The organism is Paraclostridium sp. (genome assembly GCF_051657365.1).
GTDB lineage: Bacteria > Bacillota > Clostridia > Peptostreptococcales > Peptostreptococcaceae > Paraclostridium.
This window is the reverse complement of sequence record NZ_JBOFKN010000035.1, coordinates 1-17,982: the sequence shown is the minus strand read 5'-3', so window position 1 is coordinate 17,982 and position 17,982 is coordinate 1. Positions and strand designations below refer to the sequence as shown.

The window sequence follows — 17,982 nt, the reverse complement described above, 5'->3', positions numbered from 1 at the left end:
TATCACTTTATATATATAATAAACCTATCTTTAATTTTAAAATTATTCCCTATTCTATTGGTCAGTATAAATTCTGCATCCACATTATAAATTTTATAATCTACTTGACTTATATTTAAAATATTATAACGATCTACCCATTGAGTAGAATCTTCCTTACTCCATTTATATTTTTTTGTTTTTCTCACCTCTTCTATAAATGAATCTTTAATTTTATCATTTATACTTATTTCTTTTTTGTTTTTTAAATTATTCCCATCGATAAGTGATAAGACACCTATAACTAAAACGAATATTAAACTTATAATTTTTATTTTTTTATTTTTCACTAAATCACCTTTCTTAATAAAACTTATACTGATATAATTTTAACTTTTTATATTTCTATTATTCATCAGTTAACTATTTTTTATAGGTTAAAATTTAGTATTTGGGGTATACATTAAAATGACTTAAAATTTGGAGGTTTCCGACTATGAAATACGACTACAACATGGAAGTAAATAATATATTAACTAATATATATAAAGAAATAATATTTAAACTAGCTATATCTAATCCAGAAATAGATTTTTCTAATGATAAAATAAGTGATACAAAAAAATTATTGTCTAATGAAAAAATTTATATTGGAAGTGATATGGATGAATTTATAATAAGTAATATTCCTAAAGGTCATGATGGCAATTTATTTAGAGTTTCAATATCTAAATTTCATAATAGACTTCATCCTAGATTTGAAAATTATAAAGGTGAGCCTATTGTTGATTCTAGTTACAGTAAATTCGCACTGTTACTTTGGGAAGAGCATATGAATAATTTATTAATAGATGATATTCAAAATTTATTTACTCAACAAGGATTTGTGGATTTTATAAATAATGAACTTGATAACTATAAAAATGAATTAATTCAACTTATTAATAATTATAAAAATAACTTAATATCTATAAACTTTAAAAATAAAGAAGAGTTATTAAATATAATATCAGATATGATAGTAAATAAAGAATTAAACTTTGATTACGCTCATATTTTAGTAGATATGGATAAACTTAGAGATGATATGATTAAACTTTCTACAACATTTGATGTATATAATGAATTTGACAAACTAGAAGATGATACTAAATACTGTTTAATAAATTATTGCAAATACGATGCTGACAGCTTAATAAATGAATTAGTAAAAAATCATAATTTCAAATTAATAAATAATAATTCTCTAGTGAAATGTAAATAACATTAAAATAGAATCGATTAAAATTTGATATTTTAATCGATTCTATTATTCTATCTTTTTATTATATTTCCAAAGAAATACATATCTAAATGGTCAAACTCTACGTCTGTTTTTCCTTCATAACTAATATAAATTCCATCTATCCATTCTCCTTCGTAATCTCGTTGAAGGAGATTTTCAACTAATGCATAACTACTTATACTAGCACCAGTGCTTCCTTGAAAAAACCTTTGACTCCAGTAATTTTGATCTTCTCCTTCTTTTATATCTATATAAGCTATATTATTTTCTACTTTAACTAGCTCAATGGGTGCATTTTCAAATTGTAATTTTGAAACTTCTTTTATAACTGACTTTAGTTTTTCTTCAATTGAAGACTTATTATTTACCGATATACTACCTAATACAATAGTCTCACTTGTATTTACATCTTTACTTACAATATTAAAGTTTGCTAAATCTAAGTTTATAGTTTCTTCAATTTTATTAGTTTCAGTTATATTTGCATTTTCATTTTCTATATTTTTTCCTAAACTACTACATCCAGTTGTTATAAATATCGTTATAAATATTATACTTAAAATCAAGCTAACTTTTTTCATATGTATACCTCCATAATTTTTATACACCATATACATATAATAAATATATGACCTATATATGAAAATATTATACATATTCTATAATTTTATACATCGAAAGTTACCTTACATATCAGTACTATTTAATTCAGCTAGCAATTCTTCATCCTCTTTAGCCCATAAAAGACTTCTTCCCACCGCTCTTTTCCAACCTTTATATAGAATAATTCTTCTCTTTTCATCCATTGTTGGAATAAATTCAGTATTAATTTCCCATTTTTCTTTTATTTCATCTACACTTTTATAAAATCCTACTGAAAGTCCAGCAAGATAAGCCGCACCTAAAGCTGTAGTCTCTATAACCTTAGGTCTATCTATATTAACATTTAATATATCAGATTGAAACTGCATCAAGAAATTATTAGCACTAGCTCCACCATCCACTCTAAGACATTTTAATTTCATTCCAGAATCTTCTTGCATAGCATTTAAAACGTCCTTCGTCTGATACGCTATAGATTCTAATGTAGCCCTAACTATATGCTCTCTTTTAGCTCCTCTCGTAAGTCCAAATATAGCTCCTCTTGCATACATATCCCAATAAGGAGCTCCAAGTCCAGTAAATGCAGGAACCACATATACTCCATTAGTGTCATTTACTTGATTAGCATAATATTCAGATTGTCCTGAGTCATATATTAATCTAAGTTCATCTCTCAACCATTGAATAGATGCTCCTCCGACAAATATACTACCTTCCAGCGCATAATTAACTTTTCCATCAACTCCCCAAGCTATAGTGGTCAATAATCCATTTTTAGACTCAACAACTTTATCACCTGTATTCATTAATAAAAAGCAACCTGTACCATATGTATTTTTCACACTTCCCTTTCCAAAACATGTTTGCCCAAATAATGCAGCTTGTTGATCTCCTGCACATCCAGAAATAGGAATTTGAGCACCAGCTAACATTTCTTCATCTGTATATCCATAAACTTCACTTGATGGTCTAACCTCTGGTAACATATTCTTGGGAATATTAAGCTCATTTAATATTTCTTCATCCCATTTTAATTCATTTATATTGTATAACATAGTTCTAGATGCATTAGAATAATCTGTAACATGAACTTTTCCTCTTGTCAAATTCCATATTAGCCAAGTATCAACTGTTCCAAATAACAACTCTCCATTCTCAGCTTTTTCTCTAGCTCCGTCTACATTTTCTAATATCCAATTAATTTTAGTTGCTGAAAAATAAGCATCTAATATCAATCCTGTTTTTTGTTTTATTGTAGATTCTAATCCTTTTTCTTTTAACCTATCACATAAATCTGCAGTTCTTCTACATTGCCATACTATCGCATTGTATATAGGTTTACCTGTGTTTTTATCCCACACTATTGTAGTTTCTCTTTGATTTGTTATTCCTATTGCGGCTATCTCATCCGGTCTTATAAATGATGTTTCTAAAACCTCTCTTAAAACTCCACTTTGACTCCCCCATATCTCCATAGGGTTATGCTCTACCCATGAAGGTTTTGGATATATTTGCGTAAATTCCTTTTGTGCAGATGAGACTATATTCCCAAATTTATCAAATAAGATCGCTCTTGAACTAGTAGTCCCTTGATCTAATGCTATTATATATTTTTTTTCCATGATCTTTGCTCCTTAAAGTTATCTTTTTAAAGATACTATCCTTTAAGTAAATATTAACAATAAAATAAATCTACTACAATATTTTTAAATAAAGTTATTTTTTAAACAAATCATTTTTTCTTTATTTCGTATTTGCAATTTTTATAAATTACAGGTGTCCCACTAGTTTTATCATTTTCAAATTGAACAACTTCAATTTTATGTATTCCTTCACTTAAATCCTCTTCGCAAATAGTTAAGGTTAATGAATTTAATTCACCTAATTTTTCAATTGCATTTAATTTCCCATCTATGTATATATAACTAGGCTTTGAATTATAAAATCCATCAGATTTAAGTCCAAGTTGAGAAAGGCCTCTATATTCATCTATATGTATGATAGGAATAGTTCCCCCTTCTGAGGAAGATGTTGGAGTTGTGACAGTAATATTTCCTTCTCCCATTTCATCAGACAATCCAGTTGGAATAATTTTTATATCTTCTTTTTTATTTTCAACAACATCCTTAGAACAAGCAATTGTAAATGTAATCATAGTTAAAATTAATGTTAATATTAATAATATTCTTTTCATATAAACCTCCAAAAATAGATATTATAATATATTCTTCCCATTTTTATATAAAAAAAGCATGAATTATACTACTAATTCATGCTTTTTTTATATTTACTATGCAACTTCTAATTCGTCCTCTGATTTTTTACTTCTGTCTTTTATAAACTTTAATATATAGTGAAGTGCCATTCCAATACCAATTGCAAATACTAAATCAAATACTACAGTAAATACAAAAGTTGTAACTAAAACTACAACATCTGCTTTACTTGAAGATAGCAATTCCTTAAAGTGTCCCCATTCTCCCATATTGTATGAAACCACTATAAGTATAGCTGCTAGTGTTGTCATTGGTATAAGCTTCGCAAGTGGCATAAGTATAACCATTATAAGTAATAAAGTTACAGCATGAACCATACCTGCTATAGGACTTCTTCCTCCACTTTTAACGTTAGCTGCCGTTCTTGCTATAGCTCCTGTAGCTGGAATTCCTCCAAATATTGAAGAAGCTATATTTCCAAGTCCTTGTGCTACTAATTCCATATTAGAATCATGTTTATCATTTATCATATTATCAGAAACAACGCACGAAAGTAACGATTCTATTGCTCCTAATAAGGCAATTGTCATCGCTGGTTTTATTAAACTTGTAATTGTTTGTATATCTAAATGCGGTATTTGTGGTTTCGGTATAGATGAGGAGATTTGAGTAAATCTAGACCCTATAGTATCAACTGGTAAATTAAATAAATTTACAGCTAATGTAGATAATATTAATGCGATTATTGAAGCAGGTATTTTTTTATTTACCTTAGGCCAGTAAACTAAAATTAAAATACAGGCTAGTCCAATTAGAAATGAAACTGTATCAAATGTAGATATATGATGTATGTAACTTTCTATTTTCTCTATAAATTCAGCTGGAACATCTTTTATTTCAAGTCCGAAGAAGTCCTTTAACTGAGTTGTAAGTAAAGTAACTGCTATACCACTAGTAAATCCTACTGTAATAGTTTGTGGCACATATTTTATTAAAGACCCAAATCTAAGTAGCCCCATGACTACTAATATAATTCCTGCCATCATTGTAGCTGTTATAAGTCCAGTTACTCCATACGTTTTAACTACTCCATAAACAATTACAACAAATGCTCCCGTTGGTCCACCAATTTGGACTTTGCTACCACCTAAAAAAGATATTACAAATCCTGCAAATATAGCAGTTATAAGTCCTTTTTCAGGGGATACCCCAGAAGATATGGCTAAAGCTATAGATAAAGGAAGAGCTATTATAGCAACTATAATACCTGATATTATATCTTTACCTACTTGGTCTTTGGTTAATTCATTATTTTTAATCATTTTAAATAACTTTGGTAACACTTAAACACTTCCCTCCAAAACTAATTATTACAACATTTAATATAATAGTCCTATTTTTGACTAAAGTCTACCCATAATATAAAATAATTGTTAAAAAAAATAAAAGATACTGCATGTTCGAAGTATCTTTCATTTTTTTTATATTTCATTCAGTTTTTGAAGCAACTCATCTAAGTCTATACCATGTATATAAGCCGCTTGTTCTATTGTCTCCATTTGAGCTGATGGGCATCCCAAACAACCCATTTCATAATGCATTAAAACATTTATAGTTTCTGGATTTTCACTTATTAAATTACCTATTAAAATATTTTTATCTATTTTCATATTAAAATCTCCTTTTAAATATAGTTCGTATTTTACTTTGTCATTTATACCTTAATATTATACCTTTTTTTAATTTTTTTCCGTAACGTAAGTTACACATTTTATAATCCAATACTTACTTATACAAAATAGTAAACTTTTAATATTATTAAATTTTATTTTCCGTTAAAATTTTACATTTTCATTTATTTTCTTTTTAATGTTTTTATGATAAAATATGTTATATATTTATACTTGCTTGAATATAAATTTAAATATGAAACTTGTACATAATATAAATATAGTTTAATTTCAAGCATAACTTGTTATCATAATTTAAATTTGAGATAATCTAGGAGGATTAATATGAGCTTAAAAGACAAATTTGCAGAATCATATGCTAGATCAAAAACAATGACTGGCCCAGAAAAAAAGGCTAATGAAATAATGGGAAAACTATTACTTAAGAAAAGTATAATTCCTATGATTATAATGTTAGTTGTATGGATTGGTGGTTTTTCTTTAAAAGTTAACGGTTGGGTTTTACTTGGAGTTGAAATAGCATTAGCTATAGGAACTTACTTCTACATCAAAAAACAAGGTGACAAATATCAAAACTTTAAGCCTTTTGTTGGTAATTTAATAAGTCTTGAGAAAAAAGGTAAAAAAGAATATGTTGCTATAATAAAACAAGGTAAAAAAGTTGATAAGTTACAAATTAAGTATGGTGGAGAAGAATTAGAAAAAGTTAAGAAGAACCAATTAGTACAAGTAAGCTATAATAAAGATGAAAAGATAGCTATAGTTGTAACTAGATAATTTTAGTAAAGGAAAAGCTTCTACTTGATTTAAGTAGAAGCTTTTTTTATTATTGGTTCAGTATATATTGTTTGTATATTTTCAACGCATTAGCTAACTGATCTGGACAAGATGATTCCCTATTTTTGCAAGGTATTTTTTCAAATATTTCTATTATTTCATCTATTTCTTTACCTTCTATTAAATTTTTTATTCCTATTAGATTTCCTGCACATCCCCCTTCAAAAATTACATCTATTAACTTATCTCCATCTAAATCTAATAAAATCGATTTGGGGCAAACCCCAGTAGTATAATATCTATACATATCCATCACCCTATTATATTTTTTATTATTATATCTATTTATATAAATAGTAAATTATGTTAATATTTTATGAAATTTTTCAATATATATTTTAATATGTAAATTAATCGTTATAATTATAGTTGTAAGGTATATTGAATATGTTAAATGAATTCTGCGTATACTCTTATAGATTAAATATTAGGACGTGAGAAACTTGAATATTATAAATAAATCTAATAAACTTATTTTTTTAATAATGTTTTCAAACTATTATTTGTTGCATTTTGGATTATATTTTGGTTTATAGGTATTATATTAACTGAAAATAAATTCAATCAGTTATCATCCTCTTTATCTTATATATATAGTTCATGCTGTATATTATTTATAATTAGCTATATTGGTTATATGCTATATACAAAATCCTATGAATCAAAAATAGAAATACTCTATAAGATAACTACAATTTTAGCTTTTATATTTTCATCACTTAGTTACTACCTATTTCCACTTAGCATATTTTGGTTCTTTATTAAACTTTTATTTTTATTTGTATATATGTATGTATCTGCAATTAAGCTTCATAAATACAAATCCGAAGAAGGTGTCGTTGGCATTATATGTTCTGCTTTAATGATATTTATGTTTATTAGATATTAGTTTTTTGAAATATTAGACATATCTATATTTTTTTGATATCATTTATCTTGATAGTTAATACTATAAAATAAAATTATAAAGGAGTTAATACCATGGAAAGAACTGTTTTAGCCACTATAGGTGAAAAAGAAATAACTAACCTTGATATTGAAAATGCTTTAAAAAGCTTAGATCCATACCAAGCTATGCAATTTAATACTGAAGAAGGTAAAAAAAGATTATTAGAAGACTTAGTTAATCAAGAATTATTCTATCTTGAAGCTAAAGAAGGAAATTTACATAACGACGAAAACTTCAAAGCTGAAATGAAGAAAATAGAAGAAAATATGTTAAAGCAATATGCTATAAATAAAATATTAACATCTATACAATTAAGTGAAGAAGAAGTATCTAATTTCTACGAAGCTAACAAAGAGAAATTTATCAAGCCTGAATCTGCATCTGCTAAACATATATTAGTTGATAATGAAGATAAAGCTACAGAATTATTAAATAAAATAAATAATAACGAAATAACATTTGAAGAAGCTGCTAGAGAACATTCTACTTGTCCTTCTAAAGATGCTGATGGAGATTTAGGTACTTTCCCAAGAGGTCAAATGGTTCCTGAATTTGAAGAAGCAGTATTCACTATGGATAAAGGTGAAGTTAGAGGTCCAGTTCAAACTCAATTTGGATTCCACTTAATAAAACTTGACGATAGAGTTGAAGGCGGACAATCTGAGTTAGATGAAGTTAAAGAAGAAATAGCTAAAAGCTTAATGTACCAAAAACAAAATGAAGTTTATTCTTCTAAAATAAATGATTTAAAAACTAAATTCGTAGACATAGTTAAATTTAATAACTAATATCTATAAAAATTAAGGGATAACTAAAATTTTTAATTTTAGTTATCCCTTTAATATTAAGACTTTATCTTTTTATAGCAATACTCAATTATATCTCTTCTCTTTATTATACCTATGAAAATATTTTGATCATCTATAACTGGAACAAAATTTTGATTCATAGACTTAGATATCAAATCTTCTATATTAGCATTTATAGATACAGGCTTATTATCCATTCTTCTTTTTATATCACATATACATACATCTTCTATGGCACTTAAATTAAGGTTTAAATCATTTTTTAAAGACCATAGCAAATCTCCCTCTGTAATAGTCCCTACATACTCCCCATTGCGATTTATAATAGGTATAGCAGAATATCTATGATACTCCATTTTCTCTAATGCCTGTCTCATTGTATAGTCATCATATATATATGCTACTTCACTTTTGGGTGTTATAAAAAATAGTATATTCAAATACTACACCTCCTAATAAGTAGTATAAATTTAAAAATATCTCTATATCATTTTACCATAGATTACTCAATATTAAAATAAATTACAATTCCTTTTAAGTTATATTTAACAATCAGAAATAGCTATCTATATTTATAGATAGCTATTTTTATATTAATTAATAGTGAACTTTTATTAAATGAAATTTTATAGACTTATCACTCCATCCTAAGTCCCAAGGTACTAAAAGCCTATCAGTGTTATGACATGTAACTAAAGGATACCCTCTAGAATCCACACCCGTTACAGTTGAAACATGAGTTATTCTTCCGCCTTTTTCATATGCTACAATATCACCAGGAGTCATATTATAAGCCAACTTATAAATCTCTTCAAATGAACCTTTACATATTAAAGATCCTCTACCACTATTTAATAAATAGTTTTTAAATCCTTGTGCATTAACCCAAGCTTTTGTTCCTTCATTGCTACTATAATTCCAAGTTCCATTTTTTTTAAATTTACCACTTTCATACATTATTTGAGATGCAAAATTTGCGCAATCTCCTCCATCAGGGTTAAAATCTTTATATTCTGGATTAAATTTCATTCCATGCTCTTCATCTGCCGCTGCTCCACAAAACTTATGTGCATAGTTTATAGCCTTAACTTGTTCATCAATTAAATTAGTTTCATTTTTCTCTTTCATCATTATATAATTTCTAATATCATCAGATTTTATATTATCTAAATGCAACGAATCTGCAAATGGATCAGTATACCATTCTTTAGTTATTATATATTCATTATCTATTATTCTCATATTGATATAATGATAAGTTCCTATCCTGAACATATTTTTAGTATTTAATTGATTTTCATAAGAATAATTATATTCAGTTGATACTGAACATATAATTCCATATAAATTTTCTTCTTTTTCTTTTACTTTTTTAACTTTAACTCTAGTCTTAATATCATTAAATTTAACACCTTGTTTATATGACCAATTTTCTAAATATTTCATTTTAGTTATTTCTTGTTCATATGCCCAAAGTCCAAATTTATGATCTATATCATATAATTTTTTTAAAACTTTATCATTTTTAGTTAATATAGCTTTATTTCTATGATCAAATAAATTCTCTAATAACAATTGAAATTTAACAATTTCGCTTTCTTCTTGTGTTTTTACTCCTACTCCCGCTTTCATAAAAGCACTAATCTTTTCTTCTTTCCTAAAACTCAAAATTATGGTACTAATTATGCAAATTCCTAAAAGCACTAATATTTTCCTTACTTTTTTATTGTTTGTTTTTCTTATGTTCAAAATTATGCCTCCTGTCAAATAATAGACTTAACCTTAAGAATATGGAGCATTTTAAAGCCTGTACAATATTTAATATAGTTTTTACATTTTTTTAGCCAAATATAATTAAATTTATGGTATAATTGTCTAACATTAAATCAAAGGAAAGAGGTGCTCAGTTGCTAACAAAAGTAAAACTGTCTAAAGTAAATAATGTTCTTACTAATAATATATATGCAAATATCTGTTTTTTAAGTGAGGAAAATTTTGGAGATATAACAACACTCTATAATGAAGTAAGTAATTCTATGGATAATAAAAATTGGTTAAAAAATAGAAATTATGATGCTTTGAAAAAAACCGTCGATAATGGTGGCTTCATAATAGGTTGTTATGTTGGTTTAGAGCTTATTGCTTGTGCACTTTGTGACGTACCTAATATAAACGATTTAGAAACCTTAGCTTCTTTAAATATTTCTGTAGAAGATTTCCAAAATACCTATATATCTGGATTTGTTATGGTCCATCCTATGTATAGAGGAAACTCTCTCCAACTTAAATTACTTGATTTAAGAATAGATATTGCTAAGTCTCAAGGAAAAAAATATATAGTAACAGTAGCTGCTGTTGATAACATACATAGCCTTAATAATATTGTCAGTAGAGGCTTCGAATTTAAAACCCAACAAGAAAATAATCATGGTATCTTGAGAAATATATTCATTAAAGATTTATTTCCAAATGATGCTAATGAAAATATAATAAATGAAGAAAATATAACATGTGTAATTTAAAAGAGACCTTTTTAAAGGTCTCTTTTTCCACGTTGTAGAGTTCTTATATGTCTTTATATTTCATAATATATAGTATTCCGGAAAACATAAATTTGATACAACTTTAATTTATAAGCTTAAGTCACACTTATACATTATTTTTATAATATAATTATAGGTTTTAAATTTATAGTATTTAAAGGGGGATTTATTATGAATATAAACGATAAAGCAAAAGAACTAGCTTTGTGTATTAAAAATAGTAATGAATTTAAAACAATGGATAAATCAAAAAAAGATCTTGATAAAAATATAGTTTTAAAAAAACAATTTGACGAATATATTAAAAGAAAAAATTTAATATATTCAAGATATAAAATCGAGGATGCATCAAAGAAAATAAGTCAGTTAAATAGAGATTATGATAAGTTTTTTAATCACCCACTAGTTTCTAACTATATGAAAGCTAATAGAAATTTCAACAATATGATGGAAAATCTATACAAACAAATAGAAAAAGAATTAACAAGATAAAAAGTTAATATAAATAATAAAAGAGGCTATTTAAATAGCCTCTTTTATTTTTCAAAGTGTTGATAATCTTTTAACGTATCCCAGTCTCCTCCCCATGTCCAACCTCGTTTTGCAAAGGCTTCATAACATGCATCCCCTTTAATTATCATGCCTTTTGTATTAACTTCTCTATCTATATATTTCTCGCCTTCTTCTGGACTCACAATATTTTTTTTAACCATAGGATTTATAAGAGGGTTAATATCTATAGCCATTCCCTTAGAATGATTTGAAAGTACCTTAGACCCAGATATCTCCCTATAACAAAATGCAGAAGTATTATTATCCTTCATAGATAAATCATCTTGGGCATCATACTCATCAATTAACTTAATTTTATCTATAGGATATTTCTTTTCATATAATTCTTTAAATATATCCAAAACTTCTTTAGCCACATCTTTATTAACTATCATCTCTCCTAAATGAGTTTTATCATCAAATCCATAATGTGTAATTTTCAAATAAGACAATGTAGATATATCTACCTCATTTTTATTTGGAATAGACTTTCCAATCATTTTATTATATATATCATCAGGTATAATTGATTGAGTAAAAATAGGCTTAAACTCTTCTTGCTTATTTTTAAAATTAATATCCTCTTTCATTTTTTCACTTTTAATTTTTTCTTTTTCACATCCAATAATAAATATAAAAAAACAACAAATAATTATAATAAATAGAGGTTTTTTAATTTTTTTCATATATATTTTTTCACATCCCTTAAATATTTTAAATATACTAAAGTATATCACGATTATACTCTTTTTTATATTTTATAATAAATAAATCAAAGCTCATAGTCTAAACTATGAGCTTTGATTTATTTATTATTTAATCTTCCATATTACCCATCATATTTTTCATCATATTTTGCATATACATATAATAATTCATCCACATATCTTGCATTTCTTCCATTCCCATTTGATCGATATTCATATATGGTTCATCCATAGACGGATACTGAATTGCAAAATCTCCCATATATTGCATTGGTTCCATATTATATATAGGATTTATATATAGACCAGTCTCTTCTTCTTTTATTAACATCATATCATCTAAATCGCAATATTCATCTTTATCGTAATAATATTCATTCATATCATAATACTCATACCCACATTTTTGCTTAGTTTCTTTCTTCGGTTTTTCTTTATGTGTTGGGCATACATATTTTACTTCACAATTGCAACTTGGTTTTATTTTCTTTTCGCATTTAGAATGCTTATTATGATTACATTTGTCATTACAAGGTTCATCTAGTCCTAAATCTACATAACAAGATTTCTTCATAGGCTTACAATCGTCCATTTCATAGCATCCTTTTATTTTATCTTGGCATTTTTTCATCATACTTTCACATTTTTTAGATTTATCTTCATATTCTTTTATTTTCTCACCTGCTACTTTGTAACAATTCATAGCTTTTTCATCACACTGCATAGCTTGAGAGTATAAACATTTCGCTTGTTCATTTTCACTTTGAGCTTTTGTATATAGACATTTAGCTTTTTCACAATATTTCTCAGCTTCATCTCCTGCACTTTCTGCTTCTTTATATAAACACTTAGCTTTAGCACAAAGTTCTTCTGATTTACATAAAAGCTGATTTGCTTGCTTTCTCAATTTTTCAGCTTCATATTCATTATCTATAGACTCTTTAGCTAATTTTTTAGCTTTATCTTCTAAAGCCTTAGCCTTTTTATCAAATTCCTTAGCTTCTTCATATGAATCAACCGCTAAACATTCACAATCCAAAGCTTTTTTGAAAAGTTTTTCTGCTTCTTGAGCTAATTTTACACATGTATCATCGAATTTTATTTCACAATCATTACATGGTCCTGGAGGGCAGCAAACTGGCTTTATTTCTTTAATTGGTTCCATTTTTTTATAAACTACCTTTTTACACGGTTCACAATAAACTTCTTTTTTAGCATGACATCCTGCATTTACAGAACAACTATTATTGCATTTTTTCTTTTTTCTCATAGTACTCATAGCTAGTCAAAACCCCTTTGTTGTATTTTATTTTAACTAAGCAATTTTATATGCTTAATAATAATTATATGAAAGTAGCTTTTTCTGGTTACTATTAATCGCTAAAATTTATACATAAATTACCTTTAAATTTATTTTTTTCTTACTATAAAATATAAATTATTACATAAGCTATTATTGAAATATCAAAACACTAAATTATAGTTGATTGGAGTGATTTAATTGAATAATGAAAAAATGAATAATCAGATTGATGATTATACAAAAAAAGGACAAGAATATATAGGTAAAGCAGAGGATAAAGCTACTGAACTTTTATCAAAAGCTAATAATACAGCTCATGATGTAGTTAATAAAGGTAGCGATTTAACACAAGATATGGAAGATATGCTAAAAAAAAAGATTATATAAACGTAGACACTAATAACGATTCTTGCTTAGGTACAAGTTATGAGTGTTTTGATGAATCTAAAACTACAGTTGACTATGTAAAGGATTATGCTAAAAATCATCCTGTTATAGCTACTACAGCAATATCTGCTACTGTTTTAACAGGCATAAGCTTAGTAAGTCCTAAAACTAGAAAAATAACTGTACCTGTTGCTAAATATGCAATTAAACAACAAGCAAAATTCACATTAGGTGTAGGTATGTTAGCTATGGCCACTTACTTAACTAACAATAATAATAATGATAATATTAACTATTAACAAAAAAGAGCTATTTAAATAATAGCTCTTTTTTATGTTTATTTTTTGATTAAATTTATTTCATCTGAATTTATATTTACATTATATTTTGCTTCATTCTCTTTAGCTTCTCTGAAACTTCCCTCAAATTTTTTCATAGAAGTATTATTTTCGTTATATCCTTGATTATCATAACCATTATTTTCATCATAATATATGCCATTTAATGTATTCAAATTAAAATTAATATTATAATAATCTGTAGGTAAATCTATATAAACATTTCCAGATTTATTATCTATATTTAAATTTTTAGCAATAGGCATATTTGATTGTATATGTATAGTTGGAGAGCATCTATCGGCAATTATATTACATGTCTCCGGTATAAAACTCCCTACATTATCTATAAACATATCATCTGGCATAGATTCTATATAAATATCACTTTGTGTGCTTATATCTACAGTCTTTATACCTAGAAGTTCACTTGCTTTTAAATCTAAGTTTCCAGTTGAACTTATTTTTAAACTATCTAATTGTTTAACCTCTTTAGGTAGTGAGATTTGCCCATGTCTAGTCGCAAAAACCACTTGATTAAGTAATATATCCTTATCATCTATTTCTAAACTTCCGCCATTTGTATTAGCTTGTATATCTACATTATTAGGTACATATATTATTATTTTATTAGGTCCCATTTTCATTAGATTTAATATTGCATCCCCAAATCCTTGAACTTCTACATTTATATGCTGCACTTCATTATTTTCTTTAATAGTAAATGTTTTATCCTTGTTCTCTACAGTCAAAGTCTTATTATTAAAATTTCCTAATTGTACTATTTTCAATTTATCAGAGTCACTTTTTCTTATTTCCACACTCAAATTTCTAGTTTCTATATTCAACTTGTTTATGTCTAATTTTTTTTCATATACTTGCACTTCTTCATTTGCTTTTTTTATAGATTCATTTACATAGTTAGTGGCAAACGGAACTGCTGCTATTGATGATGATATAGTTCCTATAATACCTATAGCAATTAATACAACTGCAAAAATCGTTACTCTTTTATTCATCTATACCATCTCCTTTGTCACTCATTTTTCTTTCTTTTGCTACTATATATTTTTTCTTGTTTCTTAACCAATTTATATAATTTTTATATATATTTTTACCTAATTTTAAAATAAACATATAGACTTGAATTCCTAATATATCAAACCCCACGATTCCTATACTTGAAAATATTATCAATGATGATATTGAATTATCTAATCCAAATAGTGGCCCTGATGTTCCTAACAAAGCCATAAAAGCTATATTTAAAGCAAATATAGTCACTCCAGCCGATGCCATCATTATTATAAATAAAATCCACATAACCATTAGTATACACGTTAAACCACTCAAAAGAACTTTTATAAACTTAGTTGATAGTCCTTCTTCTTCATTTCTCAAATTTGGAGTTAACTTGTTATTTATAATTTCTTTTGATTTATTGTAGTTGTCTTTCATTTTCAATTTTATTTTATTTAAATTATCATAAATCTTATCAAACTTTTTATTACTATCATTAGTTTTACTTTCCTTCATTTCTCCTACTAAATCTCTAACTATTGATTTGGGAGATCCTAAGGATTCTATAATTTGTATATCACTTTTTCCTTCTATCTCACCATCTATAAAATATTCTTCATAATCTCTCAATATATCATTAACTTCATCATTTGAAAAATTGCTAGACAAATAATCTTTTAATATCTCTAAAAATTCTCTTTTATTCAACATTAATTCCTCCTTAATCTAAATTTATAAGATAATCAACTGCATTTGTAAAATTTTTCCATTCATTTATAAGATTAATTAAGTTCTCTCTTCCAAGTTGAGTTATCTTATAATATTTTCTTGCAGGACCTTCATTTGATTCTAGTATATATGTCTCAAAATACTCATCTTTAGTTAGTCTTCTTAATAAAGGATATATAGTTCCTTCATTAACCTCTATGACTTTAGAAATATTTTGTACTATCTCATAACCATACATATCTTTCTTAGCTATAAGCGCTAGTACACAGATCTCTAAAACACCTTTTTTGAATTGTGTATTCATCCACGCCATCCTTTCTAATTAATAATTAAACTACTATGTTTTATACAGTACCTTGTTTTATCGTCGTCATATTTATATTTTAACATAGTACTGTGTGTTGCACAATACTATGTTAAATTTTTTATCTTTTTTATTTAAATAAAAAAGATGCACTTTATGATTTCATAAAGTGCATCTTTTAATTTTTAATATTCTTATTTTAAATATTCCATTACTAATTTAATTGTTTCTACTATAGATTGAATATTAGTTCTTTCATATCCATGAGATGCGAATATCCCAGCTCCTATTAAAGCTGTTTTAACATCATATCCAGCTTTTAGCATTGCTCCCGCATCTGATCCATAGTTAGGATAAGTATCAACTTTATATCCTATATTATTGTTTTTAGCTAAGTTTATAAGTCTTGTTGTTAACTCATAATCATATGGCCCACCTGAATCTTTTGCGCATATACATACATCATACTCAGTTGAATTTTGACCTTCTCCTGGACATCCCATATCTATAGCTATAAATTCCTTAGTATTTTCAGGAACAGAAGCTGATGATCCATGTCCAACTTCCTCATAATTACTAAAGAAGAAGTTTACAGTATTTTTAGGCTTTATTCCAACAATTTTTAAATAATCTATTATATATAAAGCTGCAGCTACTGAAGCTTTATCATCTAAATGTCTCGATTTTATAAATCCAGAATCAGTCATCTTAACTCTTGGATCAAATGATATAAAATCTCCAACTTCTATTCCAAGTTCTTGAGTATCTTCTTTTGAACATACCTCTTCATCTATAACTACTTCATAGTTTGCTGGAACTCTAGGTAATTCTCTACAATCTGAGTGTATATGTACAGATGGTTTTATAGTTTGTATTGTACCGTCATAAACCTTTCCATCTCTTGTATGTATTTTGCAACACTCCCCTTCAACAGAAGTCATCATATATCCACCAACTTGAGTTAAAGCTAACCTTCCATTTGATTTAATTTCTTTTACCATAGCTCCTAATGTATCAACATGGCAAGATAAAGTCTTTTGATAGTTATCATCTTCACCTTTTATAGTTGCAACTACAGCACCTTTATTTGTAACTTTGTAATCTACATCAAGCTTTTTCAATACATCTGTTATATACTCCATTATATTTTGAGTATATCCAGATGGACTTGGTATGTTTAACACGTCATTTAAATATTTTTTTACTAAATCTGCTTTATATTCCATAATATAAACCTCCCTTTATTTATAAATAACTTATAAGTAAATAATAAACTAAAGATATTATTATTAGAGTTATCAATACTTTCTCTAATCCAATTATTATAAGCTCCCTCTTCTTTAATGGTATGTCTGTGCTATCTATATATAATACATTCGTAGTTATAGATATCGTTTGCACAATGTACATTATAAAAACTATAAGAATAGATATATTTGCTATATCATTATTTATAAATTCTATATATCTACTACCATTAAATAATCCTACACATACAAACTCACTTATTTGTGCTGTTTCAGGTAAGTTTAGTGCTTCTATAAATGGATATATAATTTGGCTAATAGTATTTACTAACCCTGTATTGTTTATTAAAAACTCTCCTACAAATATAATTATAACTAAATTTGGTAATATTGTCATAATTATATTAAAGGATTCTTTAAAATTTTCTATCATACGATAAATTAACTTTTTATTTTCTTTATTAGCTAAATATTGTCTTATAG

The 17,982-nt window shown here is 26.4% G+C and carries 23 protein-coding genes; 6 read left to right on the top strand and 17 right to left on the bottom strand.

The window, feature by feature from the left end:
* Nucleotides 1–2: 2 nt before the first annotated feature.
* The gene (locus ACRCYC_RS02915; RefSeq protein WP_438617675.1) at nt 3–329 is read right to left on the bottom strand and encodes a hypothetical protein; all 327 of its coding nucleotides are present in this window, start codon (nt 327–329) and stop codon (nt 3–5) included.
* 146 nt (nt 330–475) lie between these two features.
* On the opposite strand from ACRCYC_RS02915, the gene ACRCYC_RS02910 reads away from it, so the two are divergent.
* Nucleotides 476–1,243, top strand: coding sequence for a hypothetical protein (locus ACRCYC_RS02910; RefSeq protein WP_438617674.1), 768 nt, complete (start codon nt 476–478; stop codon nt 1,241–1,243).
* Between the two features lie 50 nt (nt 1,244–1,293).
* On the opposite strand, the gene ACRCYC_RS02905 is transcribed toward ACRCYC_RS02910, so the two are convergent.
* The 5 genes from ACRCYC_RS02905 to ACRCYC_RS02885 all read right to left on the bottom strand — a co-directional run bounded on the left by ACRCYC_RS02905 (nt 1,294) and on the right by ACRCYC_RS02885 (nt 5,753).
* Nucleotides 1,294–1,845: a hypothetical protein gene (locus ACRCYC_RS02905; protein ID WP_438617673.1), complete on the bottom strand. Its 552-nt coding sequence runs from the start codon at nt 1,843–1,845 to the stop codon at nt 1,294–1,296.
* Between the two features lie 105 nt (nt 1,846–1,950).
* The gene (gene glpK / locus ACRCYC_RS02900) at nt 1,951–3,489 is read right to left on the bottom strand and encodes a glycerol kinase GlpK (protein WP_438617671.1); all 1,539 of its coding nucleotides are present in this window, start codon (nt 3,487–3,489) and stop codon (nt 1,951–1,953) included.
* Between the two features lie 110 nt (nt 3,490–3,599).
* Nucleotides 3,600–4,061 (bottom strand): hypothetical protein, encoded by a 462-nt coding sequence (locus ACRCYC_RS02895; RefSeq protein ID WP_438617670.1) that lies wholly within the window; start codon nt 4,059–4,061, stop codon nt 3,600–3,602.
* A gap of 96 nt (nt 4,062–4,157) precedes the next feature.
* Complete coding sequence (locus ACRCYC_RS02890; protein WP_438617669.1) at nt 4,158–5,426, bottom strand: SulP family inorganic anion transporter; 1,269 nt, start codon at nt 5,424–5,426, stop codon at nt 4,158–4,160.
* 138 nt (nt 5,427–5,564) lie between these two features.
* A complete protein-coding gene (locus tag ACRCYC_RS02885) occupies nt 5,565–5,753 on the bottom strand; it encodes a DUF1858 domain-containing protein (protein WP_438617668.1) in 189 nt (62 codons plus the stop codon).
* 345 nt (nt 5,754–6,098) lie between these two features.
* Here ACRCYC_RS02885 and ACRCYC_RS02880 point away from each other — a divergent pair, with 345 nt between their 5' ends.
* Nucleotides 6,099–6,551, top strand: a complete 453-nt coding sequence (locus ACRCYC_RS02880) for a hypothetical protein (RefSeq protein ID WP_438617667.1) — start codon at nt 6,099–6,101, stop codon at nt 6,549–6,551.
* A gap of 49 nt (nt 6,552–6,600) precedes the next feature.
* Here ACRCYC_RS02880 and ACRCYC_RS02875 read toward each other — a convergent pair whose 3' ends face one another.
* On the bottom strand, nt 6,601–6,858 hold the full coding sequence (locus ACRCYC_RS02875) for a TIGR03905 family TSCPD domain-containing protein (RefSeq protein WP_438617666.1): 258 nt from the start codon (nt 6,856–6,858) through the stop codon (nt 6,601–6,603).
* A 734-nt stretch (nt 6,859–7,592) separates the two neighbouring features.
* Here ACRCYC_RS02875 and ACRCYC_RS02870 point away from each other — a divergent pair.
* Nucleotides 7,593–8,348: a peptidylprolyl isomerase gene (locus ACRCYC_RS02870; RefSeq protein WP_438617665.1), complete on the top strand. Its 756-nt coding sequence runs from the start codon at nt 7,593–7,595 to the stop codon at nt 8,346–8,348.
* A 56-nt stretch (nt 8,349–8,404) separates the two neighbouring features.
* Here the strand turns inward: ACRCYC_RS02870 and ACRCYC_RS02865 are convergent, their stop codons facing one another.
* Both ACRCYC_RS02865 and ACRCYC_RS02860 read right to left on the bottom strand, forming a co-directional pair.
* The gene (locus ACRCYC_RS02865; RefSeq protein ID WP_438617664.1) at nt 8,405–8,809 is read right to left on the bottom strand and encodes a CBS domain-containing protein; all 405 of its coding nucleotides are present in this window, start codon (nt 8,807–8,809) and stop codon (nt 8,405–8,407) included.
* Nucleotides 8,810–8,966: 157 nt separating this feature from the next.
* On the bottom strand, nt 8,967–10,118 hold the full coding sequence (locus ACRCYC_RS02860; protein WP_438617663.1) for an amidase domain-containing protein: 1,152 nt from the start codon (nt 10,116–10,118) through the stop codon (nt 8,967–8,969).
* Between the two features lie 158 nt (nt 10,119–10,276).
* On the opposite strand from ACRCYC_RS02860, the gene ACRCYC_RS02855 reads away from it, so the two are divergent.
* Together ACRCYC_RS02855 and ACRCYC_RS02850 are read left to right on the top strand one after the other, a co-directional pair.
* Complete coding sequence (locus ACRCYC_RS02855; protein ID WP_438617662.1) at nt 10,277–10,891, top strand: hypothetical protein; 615 nt, start codon at nt 10,277–10,279, stop codon at nt 10,889–10,891.
* A 192-nt stretch (nt 10,892–11,083) separates the two neighbouring features.
* Nucleotides 11,084–11,404: a YlbF family regulator gene (locus ACRCYC_RS02850; protein ID WP_438617661.1), complete on the top strand. Its 321-nt coding sequence runs from the start codon at nt 11,084–11,086 to the stop codon at nt 11,402–11,404.
* Nucleotides 11,405–11,448: 44 nt separating this feature from the next.
* Here ACRCYC_RS02850 and ACRCYC_RS02845 read toward each other — a convergent pair whose 3' ends face one another.
* Both ACRCYC_RS02845 and ACRCYC_RS02840 read right to left on the bottom strand, forming a co-directional pair.
* Nucleotides 11,449–12,150, bottom strand: coding sequence for a M15 family metallopeptidase (locus ACRCYC_RS02845; RefSeq protein ID WP_438617660.1), 702 nt, complete (start codon nt 12,148–12,150; stop codon nt 11,449–11,451).
* A 130-nt stretch (nt 12,151–12,280) separates the two neighbouring features.
* On the bottom strand, nt 12,281–13,450 hold the full coding sequence (locus ACRCYC_RS02840; protein ID WP_438617659.1) for a hypothetical protein: 1,170 nt from the start codon (nt 13,448–13,450) through the stop codon (nt 12,281–12,283).
* Between the two features lie 222 nt (nt 13,451–13,672).
* Here ACRCYC_RS02840 and ACRCYC_RS02835 point away from each other — a divergent pair, with 222 nt between their 5' ends.
* Complete coding sequence (locus tag ACRCYC_RS02835) at nt 13,673–13,861, top strand: hypothetical protein (RefSeq protein WP_438617658.1); 189 nt, start codon at nt 13,673–13,675, stop codon at nt 13,859–13,861.
* 97 nt (nt 13,862–13,958) lie between these two features.
* On the opposite strand, the gene ACRCYC_RS02830 is transcribed toward ACRCYC_RS02835, so the two are convergent.
* From ACRCYC_RS02830 to ACRCYC_RS02805, 6 genes are all read right to left on the bottom strand, one after another.
* Nucleotides 13,959–14,087, bottom strand: coding sequence for a hypothetical protein (locus tag ACRCYC_RS02830; RefSeq protein ID WP_438617657.1), 129 nt, complete (start codon nt 14,085–14,087; stop codon nt 13,959–13,961).
* 111 nt (nt 14,088–14,198) lie between these two features.
* On the bottom strand, nt 14,199–15,218 hold the full coding sequence (locus ACRCYC_RS02825; RefSeq protein ID WP_438617656.1) for a DUF4097 family beta strand repeat-containing protein: 1,020 nt from the start codon (nt 15,216–15,218) through the stop codon (nt 14,199–14,201).
* A complete protein-coding gene (locus ACRCYC_RS02820; protein WP_438617655.1) occupies nt 15,211–15,930 on the bottom strand; it encodes a DUF1700 domain-containing protein in 720 nt (239 codons plus the stop codon). The genes ACRCYC_RS02825 and ACRCYC_RS02820 overlap by 8 nt, the downstream gene beginning before the upstream one ends.
* 10 nt (nt 15,931–15,940) lie before the next feature.
* Nucleotides 15,941–16,252, bottom strand: coding sequence for a PadR family transcriptional regulator (locus tag ACRCYC_RS02815; RefSeq protein WP_438617654.1), 312 nt, complete (start codon nt 16,250–16,252; stop codon nt 15,941–15,943).
* Between the two features lie 194 nt (nt 16,253–16,446).
* Nucleotides 16,447–17,478 (bottom strand): M42 family metallopeptidase, encoded by a 1,032-nt coding sequence (locus tag ACRCYC_RS02810; RefSeq protein WP_438617653.1) that lies wholly within the window; start codon nt 17,476–17,478, stop codon nt 16,447–16,449.
* 19 nt (nt 17,479–17,497) lie between these two features.
* A partial coding sequence (locus ACRCYC_RS02805; RefSeq protein ID WP_438617652.1) for a hypothetical protein occupies nt 17,498–17,982 on the bottom strand: 485 nt, incomplete at its 5' end.

Excerpts from the sequence above, each read along its gene's own strand:
- ACRCYC_RS02910 (WP_438617674.1), top strand. The coding sequence starts at position 476 with ATGAAATACGACTACAACATGGAAGTAAATAATATATTAACTAATATA.
- ACRCYC_RS02905 (WP_438617673.1), bottom strand. The coding sequence starts at position 1,845 with ATGAAAAAAGTTAGCTTGATTTTAAGTATAATATTTATAACGATATTT.
- glpK (WP_438617671.1), bottom strand. The coding sequence starts at position 3,489 with ATGGAAAAAAAATATATAATAGCATTAGATCAAGGGACTACTAGTTCA.
- ACRCYC_RS02895 (WP_438617670.1), bottom strand. The coding sequence starts at position 4,061 with ATGAAAAGAATATTATTAATATTAACATTAATTTTAACTATGATTACA.
- ACRCYC_RS02885 (WP_438617668.1), bottom strand. The coding sequence starts at position 5,753 with ATGAAAATAGATAAAAATATTTTAATAGGTAATTTAATAAGTGAAAAT.
- ACRCYC_RS02880 (WP_438617667.1), top strand. The coding sequence starts at position 6,099 with ATGAGCTTAAAAGACAAATTTGCAGAATCATATGCTAGATCAAAAACA.
- ACRCYC_RS02875 (WP_438617666.1), bottom strand. The coding sequence starts at position 6,858 with ATGTATAGATATTATACTACTGGGGTTTGCCCCAAATCGATTTTATTA.
- ACRCYC_RS02870 (WP_438617665.1), top strand. The coding sequence starts at position 7,593 with ATGGAAAGAACTGTTTTAGCCACTATAGGTGAAAAAGAAATAACTAAC.
- ACRCYC_RS02850 (WP_438617661.1), top strand. The coding sequence starts at position 11,084 with ATGAATATAAACGATAAAGCAAAAGAACTAGCTTTGTGTATTAAAAAT.
- ACRCYC_RS02845 (WP_438617660.1), bottom strand. The coding sequence starts at position 12,150 with ATGAAAAAAATTAAAAAACCTCTATTTATTATAATTATTTGTTGTTTT.
- ACRCYC_RS02840 (WP_438617659.1), bottom strand. The coding sequence starts at position 13,450 with ATGAGTACTATGAGAAAAAAGAAAAAATGCAATAATAGTTGTTCTGTA.
- ACRCYC_RS02825 (WP_438617656.1), bottom strand. The coding sequence starts at position 15,218 with ATGAATAAAAGAGTAACGATTTTTGCAGTTGTATTAATTGCTATAGGT.
- ACRCYC_RS02820 (WP_438617655.1), bottom strand. The coding sequence starts at position 15,930 with ATGTTGAATAAAAGAGAATTTTTAGAGATATTAAAAGATTATTTGTCT.
- ACRCYC_RS02815 (WP_438617654.1), bottom strand. The coding sequence starts at position 16,252 with ATGAATACACAATTCAAAAAAGGTGTTTTAGAGATCTGTGTACTAGCG.
- ACRCYC_RS02810 (WP_438617653.1), bottom strand. The coding sequence starts at position 17,478 with ATGGAATATAAAGCAGATTTAGTAAAAAAATATTTAAATGACGTGTTA.